Raw genomic sequence first — 18,679 nt, 5'->3', positions numbered from 1 at the left:
CCTGGAATACGTCTGTCGCTGCAAGGAGGAAACCATGCGACACTTGAAACGGAAGCATCACCTGAGCAAGGCCAGTTATCTTGCGATGACCAGCGCCGTTGCGCTGTTCGCCGCGACCATGACGTTGTCCATTCCGGCGCGAGCCGACGACGCCACCATCCAGAAGTGGATCGACAGCGAGTTCCAGCCGTCGACCCTGTCGAAGGAAGAGCAGAAGAAGGAGCTCGAGTGGTTCGCCAAGGCGGCCGAGCCCTTCAAGGGCATGGAGATCAACGTCGTCTCCGAGACCATCACGACGCACGAGTACGAGGCCAAGACCCTGGCCAAGGCGTTCAGCGAGATCACCGGCATCAAGCTGAAGCACGACCTGATCCAGGAAGGCGACGTGGTCGAGAAGCTGCAGACCCAGATGCAGTCCGGCAAGAACGTCTATGACGGCTGGATCAACGATTCCGACCTGATCGGCACCCACTTCCGCTACGGCCAGACCGTCGCGCTGTCGGACTACATGAAGGGCGAAGGCAAGGACGTCACCAATCCCGGTCTGGACGTCAACGACTTCATCGGCAAGTCGTTCACGACCGGCCCCGACGGCAAGCTCTATCAGTTGCCGGTCCAGCAGTTCGCGAACCTGTATTGGTTCCGCTACGACTGGTTCACCAACCCGGACTACAAGGCCAAGTTCAAGGCCAAGTATGGCTACGATCTCGGCGTGCCCGTGAACTGGTCGGCCTATGAGGACATCGCCGAGTTCTTCACCAACGACGTCAAGGAGATCAACGGCGTCAAGGTCTATGGCCACATGGACTACGGCAAGAAGGATCCCTCGCTCGGCTGGCGCTTCACCGACGCCTGGCTGTCGATGGCCGGCAACGGCGACAAGGGCATCCCGAACGGCCTGCCGGTCGACGAATGGGGCATCCGCATGGAAGGCTGCCGTCCGGTCGGCTCCTCGGTCGAGCGCGGCGGCGACACCAACGGTCCGGCCGCGGTCTACTCGATCGCGAAGTACCTCGACTGGATGAAGAAGTATGCGCCGCCGCAGGCGCAGGGCATGACCTTCTCCGAGGCCGGCCCGGTGCCGGCGCAGGGCAACGTCGCCCAGCAGATCTTCTGGTACACCGCCTTCACCGCCGACATGGTGAAGCCCGGCCTGCCGGTCGTGAATGCGGACGGCACGCCGAAGTGGCGCATGGCTCCGTCGCCGCACGGCTCCTACTGGAAGGAAGGCATGAAGCTCGGCTACCAGGACGCCGGCTCTGCGACGCTCCTGAAGTCGACCCCGCCGGATCGCCGCAAGGCCGCCTGGCTGTACCTGCAGTTCATCGTCTCGAAGACGGTGTCTCTCAAGAAGAGCCATGTCGGCCTCACCTTCATCCGTGAATCCGACATCTGGGACAAGTCGTTCACCGAGCGTGCGCCGAAGCTCGGCGGCCTGATCGAGTTCTACCGCTCGCCCGCGCGCGTGCAGTGGACCCCGACCGGGAACAACGTGCCCGACTATCCGAAGCTGGCGCAGCTGTGGTGGCAGAACATCGGCGATGCGTCGTCCGGTGCGAAGACCCCGCAGCAGGCGATGGACGCGCTCGCGGCCGCTCAGGACTCCGTCCTCGAGCGTCTCGAGAAGTCCAAGGTGCAGGGTGAGTGCGGTCCGAAGCTGAACAAGAAGGAATCGGCCGAGTTCTGGTTCAACAAGTCGGCCAAGGACGGCAACATCGCTCCGCAGCGCAAGCTCGCGAACGAGAAGCCGAAGGGCGAGACCGTCGACTACGACACGCTGATCAAGTCGTGGCCGGCGACCCCGCCGAAGCGCGCCGAGGCCAAGTAAGCGCCTGACAACAGCGATCGCCCGGCTTGACCGGGCGATCCAGTCACCTGAGGCCGGGAGCAATCCCGGCCTTTTCTATTGCCGGTCTATTGACGGCGATTTGAGCCGCGTGCCCGTCTCGTCCGGGAATTATTCCCGGATCGCCTGGGACATATTCCACGTGCCAAGTGCCTTGAAGGCGATGACGACAGGCGGCACTCTTTCTTCGCCGGCATCGTTGCCATTTCGCCGCGACTTTGCCCCAACGACGCGAAACAACAAGGCCTCGACACGATCCGGCGTTGCGTCATGCGATCAGGCGCCGGCATCGCGATCAGGAAGCACGGGGCCATCGAGGGAGTACGGCCATGGATCAGGCGCACATCGCCAATATCGCGAGCACGCTGCCGGAAGCGTTGTCGCCCTGGACCATGTTCATGCAGGCCGACGTCGTCGTGAAGGCCGTCATGATCGGGCTTGCGCTGGCGTCGGTGGCGACCTGGACCGTGCTGGTGGTGAAGACCATTCAGCTTCGCTCGGCGTTGCGCGCGGCCCGCAATGCGCTCGGCATCGCGATGGCGGCGCGCGCCTTGTCGGATGCGTCGGGTCGGATTTCCGCCGCGGATGGTGTCGTCGGCCGGCTGCTGGCCGTGGCCGACGACGAGATCGACAAGTCGCGTGGACTGCCCGCCGACGGCATCAAGGAGCGCGTCTCCTGGCAGTTCGAGCGGATCGAGGCGGCAGCGGTCGCGCGGATCGGGCGCGGCATCGGCATTCTCGCGACCGTCGGTGCCGTCGGACCGTTCGTCGGCCTGTTCGGCACCGTCTGGGGCATCATGAACAGCTTCATCGGCATCTCGCATGCTCACACGACCAACCTCGCGGTGGTCGCGCCGGGTATTGCGGAGGCGCTGCTCGCCACCGCCTTCGGCCTCGCCGCGGCGATTCCTGCCGTCGTCATCTACAACCTGTTCGCGCGTGCGACCGGCGGCTATCGCGCTGTGATCGCCGATGCCTCCGTGGCGGTGATGCGCCTGCTCAGCCGCGATCTCGATCGGCAGCATTCCGGGCCAGCCGAAGCGCGGCGCAGCGCCATCCGCGCCGTGGACGCGCCGATGCTGTCGATCGCTAATCCCGCGGAGTGAGCCATGGCCGTCAAGCTTGCCCGGCGCACCGACGAGTTCGAGGAGACGCACGACATCAACGTGACGCCGTTCATCGACGTCATGCTGGTGCTGCTGATCATCTTCATGGTGGCCGCGCCGCTCGCCACCGTCGACATCCCCGTCAATCTGCCGGCGATTTCGGCCGAGCCGCAGCCGCGCGCGGAGACGCCCGTCTTCGTGACCTTCAAGGCTGACCGCTCGCTCGCGGTCGGCGATCAGGGCGTCGCGCAGGCCGACATCGCGGCCTCCCTCGACGCGGCGACCAAGTCCGATCATGGCCAGCGCGTGCTGCTGCGTGCCGACCAGACGCTGCCCTATGGCGAGGTGATGGCGCTGATGAACACGCTGCGCCGCGCCGGCTACACGAAGGTGGCGCTGGTCGCCTTGGAAGACCGGGGCGCGCAGTGAGCGTCCTGACGCTCGATCCGTTCGACCATGAGGAGCGCCGCGAGCGGACGCTGTGGACCGTCGCTGCACTGGTGGTGGCTGGGCTGCATGTCGGGCTCGCCGCGGGCTATTTGTTGCTGCGTGCCGCGCCGCTGGGACGTGCCGAGGCGCCGGCGTTCGATGTGGTGTTCACCCCGGCAGTCGTGAGCGAGCCGGCGGCCCCGGCGCAAGAAGCACCGGCGGCGGAGCCGACCCCTCCGGTGGAGCCGCCGCAGGACGAGCCGCTCAAGCAAGAGCCGGTTGCCCGCGAGGCCGTCGCCGAGCCGGTGCCGCAACCTCAACCTGACCCGGAGCCGCAGGTGGCGGCCCAGCCGGAGCCGGTGCCGGAGGTGATTGCCTCGCCAGAGCCGATGCCGCAGGTCGCGCTTGCGCCCGAGCCGCCGCGCGCGGACGACGTCGTGCTGCCGCCCCCGCCGCCGCCCAAGCCGATCGAGGCGAAGCCGCCTGAGACGAAACCTGCTCCGCCGCCCGAGCGCGTCGAGCGCAAGCCGGTCGAGAAGAAGGAGGCGAGGGAGAAGGCCGAGAAGAAGCCCGCGCCGCCGAAGCCGGCTGCCGCAGCGCCGAGCCGGCCGTCACGCGTGGCGTCTGCGCCAAATCCCGGCGAGGACAGCGTCGGCTCGCGTGAGGGACAGGCGTCCTGGAACGCGGAAGTGGTGGCGCATATCCGCCGTCATGTTGCCTATCCATCCGACGGCAACGGCGCCAGCGGCACGGCGATGGTCAGCGTCGTCATCGATCGCAACGGCCGGCTGCTGTCGCGCCGGCTCAGCCGCAGTTCGGGCTCTCCGGCGCTGGATCGCGCGGCGCTGTCCATCATCGATCGCGCCGCGCCGTTTCCGCGCTTTCCTCCCGTCATGAGGCAGGCGCAGGAGTCGCGGACGGTGCCGCTCAACATGAGGCCGCGCTGAGCGGCCTCATCGCGTTCAGTCTACTTCGAGCATTCGGTGAGATCGGTATCGCGCACGATGAACTGCGCGCCTTCCTTGAGCTCGATGTTCTTGGCGACGCAGGTACGGCCGCCTTGTTCGGACAGCTTGATGTCATAGCGGCCCGATTTCACGCCAACCAAGGTCATGCGCTCGTTGTGGTCGACCATGCCTTCGTCGTCGTTCTTGCACTGATCGGCGCCCCAGTTCTTGGTGCCGGCGGCCGCCAGATACATCTTCACGATGGTCTGGCCGGTGCGGTTGAGAAAGCGCGGACCGTCTTCGGCGTAAGCGGCAGAGCCTGCCAGTGCGAGCATGGCGTAGGCGGTGACGAGGCGACGCATGAGGAGTGTCCTTTTCTTATGATTGAGGATGAGATGAGGGGCCGACAGCGGGGCCGAGGTCAGAAATCCTTGCCGATGCTGGTCTTGACCGCGAGGCCGCGCGAGTTGTTGGTCAGGCCGTAGCCGACGCCGAAGCTGAACTCGAAGCCTTTGAATCTGGTGTCGGCAACGGCGTAGAGCGTCTGCATCTGCTGATGCCACGGCAGGACGTGGCCGAGCGGGCCGAGGTTGGCGAAATGCTCGATGCCGACGGTCCAGCGGTCGTTCAGGCGCTTGACGAAACGGATCGAGGGCTCGAAGGCCGAGCCGGCACCGACGACGCCGAAGGTCATGTTGGCGTTGAAGATCAGCTGATAGTCGTTGGGCAGGTTGACGCCGACGATCGGCGTGATCATCTGCGCCACGCGCGGCGTCGCCTCCTGCACGAAGCGCGGCGCACCGGGCTGGCCGGCGCCGGCCTTGTTGGCAACCCACAGATCCGGCGTGAGCCCGCCCTGCGGCGCCAGGATGGTGCGCGAGACGAGGCCGACGAACACCGTGCGCTCAAGCCGGTCGCCCTGGATGAAGGTCTGGCGAATCGTGACGCCGCCGGACTGGAATGAGTAGCCGGGCACGCCGTTGTCCATGACGTTGCCCAGCGCCATCGGCACGTTGGCGCGCGCGAACGCATAGGGCGAGGTCAGCGCGATCTCGTACCATTCGGTCGGCGAGTACCCGATCTCGGTCTCACCGGTGAGCGCGCGCTGCGGCACGCGCCGTCCGCCGTTCTGCTGCGGATTGAACGTCGTGAGATAGCCGAAGCGTTGCTCGACCTGAAAATGTCCGGGCGAGGCAGGATCGTTGCCCTGAATCTCCTCGGCCGCGGCGGCGACGGGTGACAGCAGGACAGCACAGGTGATGGCGCGGCAGACCCATCGTCTCGCCCGGCCTACCCTTGTCTGATCCGTCGACACCATTGTCCCCGCACTCCCCTCGCTGACGAACTAACGAGTCGGCACGGCGAAAACATGCGGCGGTCCCGGCTGAAAGGTGACACAATCGGGAAACGATCAGTTGCGTATCGCCGCATTTTGTCGTCCAGGTGCAGGCGTCAGCGGCAATAGGGATGTTTTGGCAAGTCGATCGGGAGTTTTTGACCGATCGAATATGGCGCTGGAGTCGCGAGTGAATCTCAGCTCGGTGATGAATGTGGCGCGTTGCAAACACATTCAGGTCATAGAGCGATGGAAGACATGCATCGCAACACGCGTTGCTGATGATCGGATCAGCCAGAGATCGGATACGCCCGTGACTCACGCCAACGATCAACGTCGCCGCACGTCCACGCGGTCCGTCCGGCGGCTTGCTGTGGTGATCACCGTGACGCTGTTCGCCTTGATGAGCCTGTCCGAACCCGGTCTTGCGCGGGAGAAGCTGCTGCGCGAAGACCTCGAAGCCTGGTGGAGCCAGCTGCAGGCCAGGAAGGACGCGGCCAGGAAAACATGTGCCGAGTCCACCGCGCCGGGCTGCGGCCGCCATCAGACCGCGCGGTCTCGGACCGGTGGCGCAGAAGCCATGACTCAAAGGGACGCCTCTGCCCACGCCACGCCGCACCGTTCCCGAACGAGCAGGCACGAACGTGGCATGACCGCCAACGCCCGGGCCGAGGCGCGAGACAACGCCGACAGCTCGGACAGGAGGCCTCGCCGCGATCGCCCCGGGAGATACTTCCTGCACGGTCCCAGGTTCTAGTCCCGACACGTCGGGCGCAATTTTCCCGCGCGTCGGCTTCTTGCACTTGCGAAAGGGCGGAACCTCGCATAGTTCCGTAGTGTGCATGTCGTGTCGCGGCAGAACCAGCGACGCTCGCATACGTTGTTACTGCACCCCTTCATCGCCGCCCCGATCGGACGGCGGAGACAAAGGATCAATTCGATGAATTGGAAACTGATGACGACGGCGGCCGCGGTTGGCATGGCCGCGATCGTCGGCACGGCGACGGTGGCGGTCAGTGCGCCCGCTCCCTCCAAGCTGCTGACCTCGATCGATCCCGACAAGGACGGCACCGCCGACATGAACGAGATCCGCGCGGCCGCCGGTGCGCTGTTCGACAAGCTCGATCGCGACCATGACGGCACGCTCGATGCCAAGGAGTTGCGCGGCCGCGTCTCGGCCAAGGACCTGAAGGCCGCTGATCCGGACAATGACGGCACGCTGACCAAGGACGAGTATCTCGCGCTGGTGGCCGGCCGCTTCAAGGCAGCCGACCCGGACAATGACGGCACGCTCGATTCGAAGGAACTGAAGTCGGTGGCCAAGCTGCTGAAGTGAGCGCGCGTTCTGCGTGACCTGTTGCTATCGATGCCGAGGGCCCGCGACGACGCGATCGTTGCGGGCCCTCCGACTTTGAGCGCATCCGCATCACAGGCTGAGCGGATCCGGCCACCAACGCTGGGCAAGCGCTCACAGGCCCGGTCGGGACATCTCCACGGCCAGACGAACCAGGTCGGGCAGGCTGCGCGCGCCGAGCTTCTGCCGCAACCGGTAGGTCAGGTTGATGACCGTCTTGTAGCTGATCCCGAGATGATCGGCGATCGCCTGGTAGGATTTCGCCTCAGCCAGCAGCGCGAGCGCCTGACGCTCGCGCGGCGTCAGTGACGTCGCCTCCGTTCCATCGGCCTCCTTGCGCAGCAGCGCGATGCGCATGGCCAGTTGCGGATCGAGATAGGTGCCGCCGGCCCGCACCTGCTCCAGCGCTTTCGGCAGCTCCTGCGGCGGTGCATCCTTCAGCAAATAGCCGCTGGCGCCGGCCTCGATGGCGGAGCGGACGATGCGCGGATCGCCCAACATGCTGAAGACCAGGATCCGGGGGCGCGGGTCGTGGGATCGCATTCGCTCGATCAGGCCGATGCCGCCGAGGTCATCGCCCCGCAGGCGCAAATCGACGATGGCGACGTCCGGCGGATCGCGGAGATAGGCCGCGTACGCGCTCTCGGCGTCATGCGCCGCGGTCAGCGCGCCGATCCCGGCCTCGTTCAGCAGCCAGCGGCAGGCCGTGATCACGACCGGGTGGTCATCGACGAGCAGAACGCGGTACATCCGATGAAGGTCTCGCCCCTAGCGCCGGCTGCGCCGACGTCCCTTATAATGCGAGTTCCCTTGCAAACCAGAACCGAGTGCGACAATGCGGCCGAGCCGAGGAGTAAGCTTGGCGAAATCGTTGCGAGTTTCCGGATCCGGGAAAAATGTCCCTAAAGCGGGAAGAATAATCCCCATTGCGGCAGTATTGGCCGCTGTTTACGAATGTTACCGTTCATATTCTGTTGGAATTGACTGGTTTCGGCACGTGTGAGGCTCAGGGGCGTGAGCTGTTGCCGGGATCGGTCGACAAGAAACTGGGGGACGTCTTGACCAGACTCTCGGCGCTGAAGAGCGCTCTTCTCGCGACGTGCGCGTTGCTGCCTACGGCTGCCTTCGCGCAGCAGACATTGGAGACCATCGAGGTGGTCGGCGTCTCGCCCGTCCAGGGCAGCGAAATGGCGAAGGACAAGATCCCTTCCAACGTGCAGACGATCACCGCGAGGGATCTCGATCGCACCCGGACGCCGTCGCTGCTCGACGGCATCCTGCAATCGGTGCCCGGCGTCTCGCTGAGCGACCAGACCGGCAACCCGTTCCAGCGTGACCTCGACTATCGCGGCCAGACCGCCTCGCCCGTGCTCGGCACGCCGCAGGGCATCGCCGTCTACCAGAACGGCACCCGCATCAACGAGGCCTTCGGCGACATCGTGAACTGGGACCTGATCCCGGAGATGGCGATCGCGCGCATGACCCTGATGCCGAACAATCCGCTGTTCGGCCTCAACGCCACCGGCGGCGCGATGTCCATCGAGATGAAGAACGGCTTCAACTACCAGGGCGCCGAGACCCAGCTGTTCGGAGGCTCGTTCGGCCGCATCCAGTCGGGCGCGCAATACGGCTGGAACAACGGCACCTATTCGGCCTATATCGCCGCCGAAGGTGCCTATGACCGCGGCTGGCGCGACTACTCGTCGGCCTCGCAGATCCGGCGCATGTATGCCGATTTCGGCGCGCGTGGCGACACGACCGAATTCCATCTCTCCTTCACCGGCGCCGACAACAAGCTCGGCTCGGTGGCGGCCACCCCGATCGAGATGCTGAACCGGCGCTGGTCCAGCGTCTACACCTGGCCGCAGTCGCTACATCTGCAGATGCAGATGATCCAGGCCAGCGCCAAGTGGACGCCGACGGATACGCTGTCGATCCAGGCCAACGGGTACTACCGCAACTACAAATCCGCGCGCGTCGACGGCAATGGCACCGAGGTTGCGGCCTGCGACCCCGCGGGCGCGTTCCCCGGAGAATTCTGTCTCAGCGATGCCGCCGGCACTGAGTTCCAGATGAACCGCAACGGCCCGACTGCCAACACGCTGGCCGCCGATGCGGCGCTCGGCCAGATCGACCGCAATACCGTCAAGACTGCCAGCTATGGCGGCTCGCTGCAGGCGACCTCGACGACGCAGCTGTTCGGTCACGACAATCATTTCGTGGTCGGCGCCAGCGTCGATCACGGCAATACCAACTTCCAGGCGACCTCCGAGCTCGGCACCGTCGACAACAATCTGTTCGTCACCGGCCTCGGCGTCTACGTCGATCAGCCGAATGCCGGCCTCGCGCCGGTCAACCTGAATGCCAAGAACACCTATCTCGGCATCTACGCCACCAACACCTTCGACATCACCTCGCAACTGGCGCTGACGGCGGGCGGCCGCTTCAACTGGGCGCAGATCAACCTGCGCGACCAGACCGGCTTTGCGCCGCTCCTGAACACCAACAACAATTTCCAGCGCTTCAATCCGGTGGTCGGCCTGACCTACAAGATCACGCCGAACATGACCGCCTATGCCGGCTACTCGGAGGCCAACCGCGCGCCGACGCCGCTCGAGCTCGGCTGCTCCGATCCCGCCAATCCCTGCTTGATCGACAACTTCCTGATCGCCGATCCGCCGCTCAAGCAGGTGGTGTCGCGCACCATCGAAGGCGGCCTGCGCGGCGAGATCTCCGGCGGCCGTTCGGCGATGGCGGCCGATCTGCCGGCCTATCGCAAGGCGCCGATCAAGGCGGTCTCCGTCGATGACGGCTGGCGACTGCGCTGGGGCCTCAGCGTGTTCCGCACCGAGAATTCGGACGACATCATCAACGTCGTCGACCCCGCCAATCCCGTGCGTGGCTATTTCAAGAACGCCGGCACCACCCTGCGGCAGGGCGTCGAGGCCAAGGTCGATCTCGCCTGGAACCGGTGGACCGCCTACGCCAACTACACCTTCATCGACGCCACCTTCCGCAGCGCCTTCGACGTCAACGACCCGTTCCTGGGCGTGCCCGTGGGCGTGGTCTCCGGCAATCACATCCCCGGCATTCCGGCGCATCGCCTGAAGCTCGGCGCCGAATATGCGGTGACCGATGCCTGGAAGGTCGGTGCGAGCCTCAACTATGTCGGCAGTCAGTATCTGCTGCGCGACGAGACCAACGTCTATCCGAAGGTTCCGTCCTATTGGGTCGTGAATCTCAATACGTCCTATCAGGTGACGAAGAACGTCGAGGTGTTCGGGCTGGTGCAGAACCTGTTCAATCAGCGCTACTATTCGGCGGGTGCCGTGTTCGATGTCGCCGGCTTCAACACGGCCGGTGGCGGCAACGCATTCGCGTTCAACGATCCGCGCAGCATGGTGCCGGGCATGCCGCTGGCTGCCTATGCGGGCATCCGGGCGAAGTTCTGAGCGTTCGGAACGAACCGCCAATGACCATAGGCGCATCGCGCCGTGCCACGGAAGCCCCCCGCCGTGGCAAGAGGGTCGGGAGAAATCCCGGCCCTCTTTGTTTTTGCGCATGCCTTCGGTGGACTGCATCTCTGACGCGAAATCGGCCGGTCGCAAGATGATTTGTCGTCGTTAGTTGTTTGTCGAAGTGATTACTAATAAGTCGGTTGGAAAATGTCCCTGGCATTTCGAGAAACTTTCGCCGCGCTGACTCACGTCAATATTTCGATACAATTTGGAACCAACAAGAAAGTGCATGTAATGCGTAAAGTTGGGGCGTCAGGTGAAATCAAAGAGCAGGAAGCGCAGCGAAGCGGCTGCCGCGAGTTTCGTTTTGTTGTCGACATGGATGGTCGCGGGCGAAGCAAGGGCCGAGTGTACGACGCCCGGCCTGACGGTGACCTGCAGCGGGGCCATCACCTCCGCGGTCACGGTGTATGACGCGGCCGCTGCAACGGCGCCGACGAACGGCAGCAATGCCTACACGCCGGCCAACCCGGCCTTTCCCGCCACTGGTTACAATCCGAATCCGCCGACGACCACCATCACCCTGGATGCGACGGCGATTCGCAATCTCACCACCAGCAATCAGACCGGTCTTGCCAACCGCGGCATGATCGTAGCCAATTTCTCGAATGATGAAGATCCGGCGGTCAACAACGTCGTCATCAACAATGCGGGTTGGCTCGGGCTCACCGTCACCCAGCTCAGCGCTGGACGGCTGCACGTCATCGTCGCCGACAGCCAGGTCAACAGATTCACGGTCAACAACACGGGGACGCTCGCCGTCACTCAGAATTCGTTCGGCACGTTCAACGCGGCGAACCTGAACGTCTCGATCGGCACGACCGCGACGGGACGCTACAATAGCACGAACCTGCCGATCATCTCGGCGCTGTTTTCGGACGACAACACCAACAGCTTCGTGGTCAACAACCGGGCCGGTGGCACGATCTCGGCAACCGGCAATTTCGCGGCGGGCTATTACGGCCGTGCCGACACGACGATTGCCAACTCGGGCACGATCGCCAACACCGGCTGGACCGCGGCGAGCCGGTTCTATGATGGCCATTGGGCGATCGCAGCCTTCGCCGGCGCCGAGTTCGAGACCATTCCCGGCAGCAACCCTGACTCGCCGCTCTACAAGTTCGACTCGAACGGAAACGTCACCGTCGCCGAAACCAAGGCGCTGACCCTGACCAACAACGCCAGCGGCGTCATCAAGGGCGATATTCTCGCGCTGGACACCAACCCGCTGACCACGGCCGCAGGTCTTGCCGCAGGCTCGACCTTCCCGCTGACGGGCAGCGGCTCGAACTCGGGCCCGCGTGACAGCGTCATCGCCAATGCCGGCCTGATCCAGGGCAACATCTATCTCGGCTCGGGCGAGCACGAGGTGACCAACAGCGGCACGATCTCGGGGTCGATCTCGGTCGATCAGAGCGCCTCGCGCGGATCATTCGCCAAGGGGACGGCGGGTACGGTCGCCGGAACCTTCGCCAGTTCCGGCGCCGGGACCGACGCCAACGGCAACGCCTGTCCGACCGCGGGCACCAACACCACCGATCCGCTGTGCGCCGCCACCACCAATGTCGCCGCCACCTTCTTCGGCGAGCGCGTCTTCAACCTGGTCAACACGGGCAAGCTCGGCGGCGACATCGTGATCAACGATCAGGATGACGCCACCAACACCATCCTGCTCAAGGGCACGGGCTTCAGCGGCAACGTCATCGCCCAGAATGGACTTGGCACGAACGCGCTGACGCTCGACGGCGTGACAAGTCTCGCCAGCGTCGTCAATTTCGGCATGCTCGATCTGATGAAGTCGCAGGTCACGGTCAATGGTGCGGCCGGAGTCCAACTGGTCGACGGTGCGGTGCTGAGGACGACGATCTTCGGACCCGGCGGCACCGCCGTCTCGCCCTCGGCGAAGCTCGGCAGTATCACGGGTACGTTGACCTTTGCCGGCGCGGGCACGGTTGCCCCGACGCTACAGGGTATCGTGCGCAATGGCGATGTGTACCGGGTGGCGACCTCGGTGTCGGCGACGCCGCTCGACGTCGACTTCTCCAGCGCGCTCGTGGGATTCACCGCCGATACGGCCACGGGCGCTCTGCTGCTGAACGCAACGGTGCGGTCGCCGTCGACCATTGCCGGCATCTCGCCGAGCAGCCTCGCTGCGCTGAATGGCCTGTTCGGCTATGCCGGCAGCAATGCGCAGGTGCAGGCGCTGGGCGGCGCCGTCCAGAGCCTCGGCTCTGACCGCGAGGTGCGCAACGCCGGCGATCAACTCCGTCCGTTCGTGAACGGCGCGCAGGTCCAGGTGCCGCTCAGCACCGCAGCGCTGTTCCAGGGGCAGATCGACAATCGCCTCACGGCCGCAGCCGCGGGGCCGTCCGCCAATTCGCGCGTCGCCTCGGCCTTCGCGTCCGAGACCGATCCATTGACGTCGATGCTGATGGCGTATGGCGCCACCAAGGCTCGTCCGGCTCTGAAGGCCCCGGCCATCGCCCCAGAGCCCGAGCGCAGCGTATGGGGAAGCCTGATCGGCACCAACGTGTCGCAGCACGACGTGGCCGGAGTCGCCGGCTATTCGGGCAACACCGGCGGTCTCGTCGCGGGCATCGATCAGCGGATCGACAGTGCGTTCCGCGTCGGCGCCGCGTTCGGCTACGCCACCAGCAGCATGGACGATCGCACCGCTGCGGGCGATGCGGTGGGGATGCAGCACTATCAGGGCACGGTCTACGGCGCCTATGTCCAGCCGTCCTGGTACGTCAACGGCTCTGCCGGCCTCGCTCTGATCGACTACACGACCACGCGCCGCATCAATTTCGCGGGCTTCACCGACGCCGCGTCGGGCAGCCACAAGGGCTGGCTGAGCCTGGTGCGCGGCGAGTTCGGCGTTCCGGTCAAGCTCGGCGAGGCCGTGCTGACGCCGTTCGCAGGCGTGACCTACGCCCGTCTCGATCAGCAGGCCTATACGGAGACCAGCGCCGCCGGCGCTGCGCTGACGGTCGCCAAGCAGACCACCAATTCGGTGCGCTCCAATCTCGGCGTCCGCTCGACCGTGCCACTGCTGGTCACATCCACCTACGGCTTCGGACTGGAGACGCTGGCCGCCTGGCGGCACGAGTTCGGCAACACCGCCCAGAACGTGACGGCGAGCTTCGCCGGTGGCGGTGCGAGCTTCGTCGCCGCCGGTCCGTCGCCCGAACGCAACCTCGCCGAGCTCGGCGCCGCGCTGAAGCTGGTGGCCTTCGGAGAACGCCAGTCCATCTCGCTCGGCTACAATGCCGTCATGGGCAGCCAGTATCTCGAACAGTCCGCCGTGCTGAAGGTGCGCGCGGAGTTTTGATCAGCGGCGTTTGCGCCGTGTGTAGATAGGCACGAGGGCCGGGAGCGATCCCGGCCTTTTGCGCGCGTGTCGCCACCGGTGACCGTGCTGCTCAGTCCGCTCTGCTGCCTGCGCTCGCAACCCGGTGCTTTGGCGCAGTACGCCACGGCCATCGATGTGATCACGACTGCCTCGGCGCGCTGGATCGCCGCGGTCAAGCCGGCGACGACGGCGGAAGGTGGCGTGCGCAGATGACGGTCTCCTACGCATATGCGTTCTCATGCGCAAAACGTTCCCGATGTGCGAGTCCCATCGAACGCCATCGATCGAGCACGGACGCATGAGCATGGAGATGCAGGAATACGTCCCGGCTTCCCGGTGAATGAATCTGCCCTGCATCCAGAAAATTGGGAGATCGACGCGATCGCCATGGATCGTCGTTGATGACTGCGAACTTATGCCACGAAGATCGACGAGCTATTGCCCATCTCTCGCATCGAACAATGAGGTGATGGATATGAGCGGCCAGTCATCGAGGTCCCTAGCTGTTGTTTCCGCAGCGGCGCTCGCGATCGGCCTCGCGTCGTGTTCGTGGCTGCTCCCCGCCGCGATGGCGCGCGATGTCGATGGACGCTATGCCAACTCGCCGCTCAAGAGCTGGTTCGAGAAATTGCGCTCGGCGAAGGGGCCGTGCTGCTCGGATGCCGACGGCACGGCGCTGTCGGACATGGACTGGGACATGAAGGACGGACGCTACCGCGTTCGCATCGAAGGTCAGTGGTGGATCGTTCCGGACGAAGCCGTGGTGACCGAGCCCAATCGTGCCGGGCGGACCATGGTGTGGCCGGTATATTATCGCGAGCTCAATACCGGCCTGCGCATCGATGTGCGCTGCTTCCTGCCGGGAAGCATGACGTAGTTGGAACGACAGGTCGCGAGCACGGTAGGGTGGGCAAAGGCGCGGGCGAGATATCGCGTCAGACGCGGTCTCGCCTTGCGCCGGGCCCACCACTGCCAGTGTGGATGCAGGAGGAGACACGCGCCGCCTGATGGCGGCGCTTTATCCATCCCGCAAGAGCTTGACTACTCCGCCGCCTGCGCCGCGCCGAGCGTCGGATAGTCCGTGTAGCCCTTCTCGCCGCCGCCATACAGCGTGGCGCGGTCCAGCTCGTTGAGCGGGGCGCCGGTCTTGAGACGTTCGACCAGATCGGGATTTGAGATGAACGGCTTGCCGAAGGCGATCAGGTCGGCGGAGCCGGCGTCGAGCTGCTTGTCGGCGAGGGCGCGGTCATAGCCATTGTTGGCGATATAGGTGCCCTTGAAGCGCTTGCGCAACGACGCGTAGTCGAATGGCGCATTGTCGCGTGGCCCGCCGGTGGCGCCCTCGATGACGTGGATGTAGACGAGGTTGAGTGCGTCGAGCTGGTCGACGATGTAGTCGAACAGGGCCTGCGGGTTGGAATCGGAGATGTCGTTGGCGGGGGTCACCGGCGACAGGCGGATGCCGGTCTTCTCGGCGCCGATGGCACCGGCGACGGCCCTGGCAACCTCGAGCATCAGCCGGGCCCGGTTCTCGATCGATCCGCCATAGGCGTCGGTGCGCTTGTTGGCGCCGTCCTTGGCGAACTGGTCGAGGAGATAGCCGTTGGCGCCATGGATCTCGACGCCGTCGAAGCCGGCTTCGATCGCGTTGAGTGCGGCCTGCTTGAAGGCCTCGACGATGCCCGGAATTTCGCTCAGCTCCAGCGCGCGTGGTGTCGAGACGTCCGTGAAGGCGCCGCCGACGAAGGTCTTGGTCTTGGCAGGGATGGCGGAGGGCGCAACCGGTGCGCCGCCATTCGGCTGCAGCGAGACGTGAGAGATGCGCCCGACATGCCAGAGCTGGACGTAGATGCGGCCGCCCTTGGCGTGCACGGCGTCGGTCACCTTGCGCCAGCCGGCGATCTGCTCCTTCGAATAGATTCCGGGCGTGTCCTGGTAGCCCTGGCCCTGCTGCGACACCTGGCTCGCTTCGGTGATCAACAGCCCTGCGCTGGCGCGCTGGGCATAGTAGGTGGCCGTCAGTGGGCCGGCGACAAGGCCTTCGATGGCGCGGTTGCGCGTCAGCGGCGCCATCACGACGCGATTGGCCAGGGTGATCGGACCCAGCTCGTACCGTTCGAACAGTTTCGATGTGCTCATCGGGATCTTTCCAGCAAGAGAGAAGGGGTTGTGGTCAATTGTGCATTGCCGCGGGCGCCGCAATGCCGCGAGGTATCCGCCGGGCGCAGACGAGAACCGCGACCTTGCCGGCCGGACATGTCCGCGTGGCGAAACCGGCGATCAAACAGAGAACGCCGTGTCAGGCGACGCCCAGGAAGTCCCGCTTGCCGATCTCGACCCCGTTGTGGCGCAGGATGCCGTGCGCGATCGCGGCGTGAAAATAGAAGTTCGGAAACGAGACCCGGTTGACGAAGTCCTGGCCCTTCAGCGTCATGCTGACGCCGCCCGCAGCCGGGAAGGTCACGTCGCGGCTATCAGCACCGTCGAACTGCGCCGGCGTGAACGTCTTCAGATAGTCGATGGTCTTGGCAAGCCGCTGGCGCAGCTCGGCAAAGCTCATCTCGGTGTCGGGAGTGCTCGGGATCTCGCTGTGCGTCAGCCGTGCGCAGCCCTTGGCGGCGAAGTCGCAGGCGAGCTGGATCTGCCTGGAGAGCGGCAGCATGTCCGGATACAGCCGGGCGCCGAGCATCACCTCCGGAGCAATCTTCTTGGCCTCGCAATGGGCCTCCGCCTTGCTGAGCAGGCCGGACAGGCTGCCGAGGATCGGGAGGTAGGCCGGCACGGTCGAATCGTAGAAGGACATGATGCTCTCGCTGAGGGAGGAGACGGCGCAAACGATGCGTGTTCCCGAGATGGGGCGGCGTCCAAGAGAATGCAACTGCATCTTCTTGCGGTTTTGCGTCCGCCGTCCGATTCACCTCGGCGATGTCGCTGCCGCCGCCCGCGGCGAGCCGCCTCGCATCCGCGCCAGCAGCTCCGCCGTCGGCCAGGAATCCGCCGGAAGCCCGAGCCGCTGCTGCATGGTCTTGACCGCGATGCGGCTCTGCTGGCCCAGCACGCCGTCCACCTTGCCGACATCGAAGCCGGCTTTCACCAGCAGCGTCTGCAGCTCCTTGATTTCGTTGAACGGCAGCTGCGCGACCGGGGCAGTCGGCTTGCGCATCGGCGCGGCGCCGGCGATGCGGGTGGCGAGGTAGGCGGCAGTGGTCGAATAGATCAGCGAATTGTTCCACTCGGTGTAGGCGGCGAAATTGGCGTAGGCGAGGAAAGCCGGGCCGTTGCGGCCCATCGGCAGCAGCACCGAGGCTTCCAGCGCATCGCTCGGCAGCGGCCGGCCGTCGGCATAGGTCACTCCTAGGCCGGCCCATTTGCTGCGCGGCGCCTTGACGGTGAGATCGGCCTGCTCCCACGGGAATGTCTGGGGGACGCGGATTTCCTCCAGCCACGGCTCGCCGCGGCGCCACTTCAGCCCGGTCGCGATGTAGTTCGCGGTGGAGCCGATCACGTCGGGCGCGCTGCGCAGCAGGTCGCGGCGGCCGTCGCCGTCATAGTCGACGGCGTAGGTCACGTAATGCGTCGGCAGGAACTGGGTCTGACCCAACTCGCCGGCCCAGGAGCCGATCATCTCGGGGGGCGTGAGATCGCCGCGGTCGATGACCTTGAGGGCGGCGATCGTCTCGTTCTGAAAACGCTCGCTGCGGCGGCAGTCATAGGCCAGCGACACCAGCGAGGGCAGCACCGGCAGATTGCCCATGTTGGCGCCGAAATCACTCTCCAGGCCCCAGAACGCTGCAATGACCGCGGGCGGCACGCCGTAGTCCTTTTCGGCGCGTGCGAATGCCGCCGCGTGCATCCTGATGTGCTGCTGACCGTTCTGCATCCGGTAGGCCGCCGCCATCCGGCCGGCGAACTCGGTGAACAGCTGGCCGAACACGCGCTGGCCGCGGTCGCGGTTGACGATCCCCTGATCATAGGTGAGGTAGGGCGAGGCGGCGGCAATCGCGCGCTGCGACACGCCCTCGGCGATCGCACGCTGCTTCAGCTCGGCGAGAAAGCGGTCGAAGCTCTGGCCGTTATGGCAGGCTGCCGCCCGCATCGACGGCGCGGGCTTCGGCCGCGGCGCTGTGGCCTCCGGCGCCATTTGCGCGGCGGCGCTGACAACCAGCATGAACGAGGTTGCAAGCGCGCTGAAGGTGACGCGCAAGGCAGTCGAAGAGCTTCGCATCCGGTCTCACCGATGGCTGTCTAATCCCTTGTGCGCCCATCGATATCCGAACCGCGGCAAAAAGGGAAACGGCGGGAACGCAACCGGCGTTGGCCGCGCGAGGCCATCCAAGATGTCAAGGCCCGCAAGGCGCTTGCCGTGCGGGCCGGTCGTTTCGCGTCGGCTCGTCAGCCGCCGCGCGCATCATTGTGCGGCCATCAATACTGGACGCCCGGGCGGTTCGGATAATAGCCGCGGTTGCAGGCCCGGCGCAGCTTGTCGTCCCAATAGCCGCGCTGCGCGGGCGGATAGGTCATGGCCACTTTGTGCGCGTTCGTAAGGCAATTCACATACGGCTTGTTGCTCACCCAGCTGAGATCGAGCGCGGCCGACGGTGTCGCCGAACTCGCAAGCAGGCTGACGGAGAGGGCGGCAGCGGCGGCAAGCAGAGCGATCAGACGGTTCATGATTGTTGGTCCCTGTGATCTCGGCTGCCCGATGCAGCCTGTGACGGGGATCATGATGCAACGTGGCCGAAGCGAATGTGCACGTCGTCACACACGCTTCGAACCCCCATGATGGCCGTT

General features: G+C 65.3%; 17 protein-coding genes. 10 read left to right on the top strand and 7 right to left on the bottom strand.

The genetic code is table 11. From position 1 onward, the window contains the following. Window positions 1-85: 85 nt before the first annotated feature. The 4 genes from QX108_RS11365 to QX108_RS11350 all read left to right on the top strand — a co-directional run bounded on the left by QX108_RS11365 (window position 86) and on the right by QX108_RS11350 (window position 4,328). Complete coding sequence (locus QX108_RS11365; RefSeq protein WP_315726326.1) at window positions 86-1,828, top strand: ABC transporter substrate-binding protein; 1,743 nt, start codon at window positions 86-88, stop codon at window positions 1,826-1,828. A 347-nt stretch (window positions 1,829-2,175) separates the two neighbouring features. After that, a complete protein-coding gene (gene exbB / locus QX108_RS11360; RefSeq protein ID WP_315721398.1) occupies window positions 2,176-2,952 on the top strand; it encodes a tonB-system energizer ExbB in 777 nt (258 codons plus the stop codon). A gap of 3 nt (window positions 2,953-2,955) precedes the next feature. Beyond that, window positions 2,956-3,381, top strand: coding sequence for a TonB system transport protein ExbD (gene exbD, locus QX108_RS11355; RefSeq protein WP_172114127.1), 426 nt, complete (start codon window positions 2,956-2,958; stop codon window positions 3,379-3,381). Beyond that, complete coding sequence (locus QX108_RS11350; RefSeq protein ID WP_315781915.1) at window positions 3,378-4,328, top strand: TonB family protein; 951 nt, start codon at window positions 3,378-3,380, stop codon at window positions 4,326-4,328. The genes exbD and QX108_RS11350 overlap by 4 nt, the downstream gene beginning before the upstream one ends. A gap of 20 nt (window positions 4,329-4,348) precedes the next feature. Here the strand turns inward: QX108_RS11350 and QX108_RS11345 are convergent, their stop codons facing one another. Together QX108_RS11345 and QX108_RS11340 are read right to left on the bottom strand one after the other, a co-directional pair. Then, window positions 4,349-4,690 (bottom strand): hypothetical protein, encoded by a 342-nt coding sequence (locus QX108_RS11345; RefSeq protein WP_315781913.1) that lies wholly within the window; start codon window positions 4,688-4,690, stop codon window positions 4,349-4,351. A gap of 59 nt (window positions 4,691-4,749) precedes the next feature. After that, window positions 4,750-5,646 carry a hypothetical protein gene (locus QX108_RS11340; protein ID WP_315781911.1) on the bottom strand — a complete coding sequence of 299 codons (897 nt, stop codon included), beginning with the start codon at window positions 5,644-5,646 and terminating at the stop codon, window positions 4,750-4,752. 208 nt (window positions 5,647-5,854) lie between these two features. On the opposite strand from QX108_RS11340, the gene QX108_RS11335 reads away from it, so the two are divergent. Beyond that, entirely contained in the window at window positions 5,855-6,421 is a 567-nt protein-coding gene (locus QX108_RS11335; RefSeq protein ID WP_315799403.1) for a hypothetical protein, read from the top strand. A 222-nt stretch (window positions 6,422-6,643) separates the two neighbouring features. Further along, window positions 6,644-7,000: an EF-hand domain-containing protein gene (locus QX108_RS11330; RefSeq protein ID WP_172114205.1), complete on the top strand. Its 357-nt coding sequence runs from the start codon at window positions 6,644-6,646 to the stop codon at window positions 6,998-7,000. Window positions 7,001-7,132: 132 nt separating this feature from the next. Here the strand turns inward: QX108_RS11330 and QX108_RS11325 are convergent, their stop codons facing one another. After that, the gene (locus QX108_RS11325) at window positions 7,133-7,768 is read right to left on the bottom strand and encodes a response regulator transcription factor (protein WP_172114130.1); all 636 of its coding nucleotides are present in this window, start codon (window positions 7,766-7,768) and stop codon (window positions 7,133-7,135) included. A gap of 308 nt (window positions 7,769-8,076) precedes the next feature. Between QX108_RS11325 and QX108_RS11320 the strand changes: the two genes are divergently transcribed. From QX108_RS11320 to QX108_RS11305, 4 genes are all read left to right on the top strand, one after another. After that, a complete protein-coding gene (locus QX108_RS11320; RefSeq protein ID WP_315781908.1) occupies window positions 8,077-10,470 on the top strand; it encodes a TonB-dependent receptor in 2,394 nt (797 codons plus the stop codon). Window positions 10,471-10,846: 376 nt separating this feature from the next. After that, a complete protein-coding gene (locus tag QX108_RS11315; RefSeq protein ID WP_315781906.1) occupies window positions 10,847-13,867 on the top strand; it encodes an autotransporter domain-containing protein in 3,021 nt (1,006 codons plus the stop codon). Window positions 13,868-13,945: 78 nt separating this feature from the next. Continuing rightward, window positions 13,946-14,101 (top strand): hypothetical protein, encoded by a 156-nt coding sequence (locus QX108_RS11310; RefSeq protein WP_172114132.1) that lies wholly within the window; start codon window positions 13,946-13,948, stop codon window positions 14,099-14,101. A gap of 262 nt (window positions 14,102-14,363) precedes the next feature. Continuing rightward, window positions 14,364-14,765: a hypothetical protein gene (locus QX108_RS11305; protein WP_409998493.1), complete on the top strand. Its 402-nt coding sequence runs from the start codon at window positions 14,364-14,366 to the stop codon at window positions 14,763-14,765. Window positions 14,766-14,929: 164 nt separating this feature from the next. Here the strand turns inward: QX108_RS11305 and QX108_RS11300 are convergent, their stop codons facing one another. From QX108_RS11300 to QX108_RS11285, 4 genes are all read right to left on the bottom strand, one after another. Then, on the bottom strand, window positions 14,930-16,027 hold the full coding sequence (locus tag QX108_RS11300; RefSeq protein ID WP_315781903.1) for an alkene reductase: 1,098 nt from the start codon (window positions 16,025-16,027) through the stop codon (window positions 14,930-14,932). A gap of 160 nt (window positions 16,028-16,187) precedes the next feature. Continuing rightward, complete coding sequence (locus tag QX108_RS11295) at window positions 16,188-16,691, bottom strand: DUF1993 domain-containing protein (RefSeq protein ID WP_315781901.1); 504 nt, start codon at window positions 16,689-16,691, stop codon at window positions 16,188-16,190. A 111-nt stretch (window positions 16,692-16,802) separates the two neighbouring features. Further along, on the bottom strand, window positions 16,803-18,029 hold the full coding sequence (locus QX108_RS11290) for a lytic murein transglycosylase (RefSeq protein WP_315782254.1): 1,227 nt from the start codon (window positions 18,027-18,029) through the stop codon (window positions 16,803-16,805). Window positions 18,030-18,310: 281 nt separating this feature from the next. After that, window positions 18,311-18,559 (bottom strand): hypothetical protein, encoded by a 249-nt coding sequence (locus QX108_RS11285; RefSeq protein ID WP_172133565.1) that lies wholly within the window; start codon window positions 18,557-18,559, stop codon window positions 18,311-18,313. Window positions 18,560-18,679: the final 120 nt, after the last annotated feature.

It is taken from the genome of Bradyrhizobium sp. SZCCHNR1002, from assembly GCF_032381435.1.
Taxonomy (GTDB): Bacteria; Pseudomonadota; Alphaproteobacteria; order Rhizobiales; family Xanthobacteraceae; genus Bradyrhizobium; species Bradyrhizobium aeschynomenes.
Note: the sequence above shows the minus strand (reverse complement) of the source record. Positions and strands in the feature narration are given on the sequence as shown.

Coding starts and splice junctions, on each gene's coding strand:
- QX108_RS11300 (WP_315781903.1), bottom strand. CDS start 16,027: ATGAGCACATCGAAACTGTTCGAACGGTACGAGCTGGGTCCGATCACC.
- QX108_RS11295 (WP_315781901.1), bottom strand. CDS start 16,691: ATGTCCTTCTACGATTCGACCGTGCCGGCCTACCTCCCGATCCTCGGC.
- QX108_RS11325 (WP_172114130.1), bottom strand. CDS start 7,768: ATGTACCGCGTTCTGCTCGTCGATGACCACCCGGTCGTGATCACGGCC.
- QX108_RS11330 (WP_172114205.1), top strand. CDS start 6,644: ATGGCCGCGATCGTCGGCACGGCGACGGTGGCGGTCAGTGCGCCCGCT.
- QX108_RS11345 (WP_315781913.1), bottom strand. CDS start 4,690: ATGCGTCGCCTCGTCACCGCCTACGCCATGCTCGCACTGGCAGGCTCT.
- QX108_RS11305 (WP_409998493.1), top strand. CDS start 14,364: ATGAGCGGCCAGTCATCGAGGTCCCTAGCTGTTGTTTCCGCAGCGGCG.
- exbD (WP_172114127.1), top strand. CDS start 2,956: ATGGCCGTCAAGCTTGCCCGGCGCACCGACGAGTTCGAGGAGACGCAC.
- QX108_RS11290 (WP_315782254.1), bottom strand. CDS start 18,029: ATGGCGCCGGAGGCCACAGCGCCGCGGCCGAAGCCCGCGCCGTCGATG.
- QX108_RS11365 (WP_315726326.1), top strand. CDS start 86: ATGACCAGCGCCGTTGCGCTGTTCGCCGCGACCATGACGTTGTCCATT.
- exbB (WP_315721398.1), top strand. CDS start 2,176: ATGGATCAGGCGCACATCGCCAATATCGCGAGCACGCTGCCGGAAGCG.
- QX108_RS11285 (WP_172133565.1), bottom strand. CDS start 18,559: ATGAACCGTCTGATCGCTCTGCTTGCCGCCGCTGCCGCCCTCTCCGTC.
- QX108_RS11340 (WP_315781911.1), bottom strand. CDS start 5,646: ATGGTGTCGACGGATCAGACAAGGGTAGGCCGGGCGAGACGATGGGTC.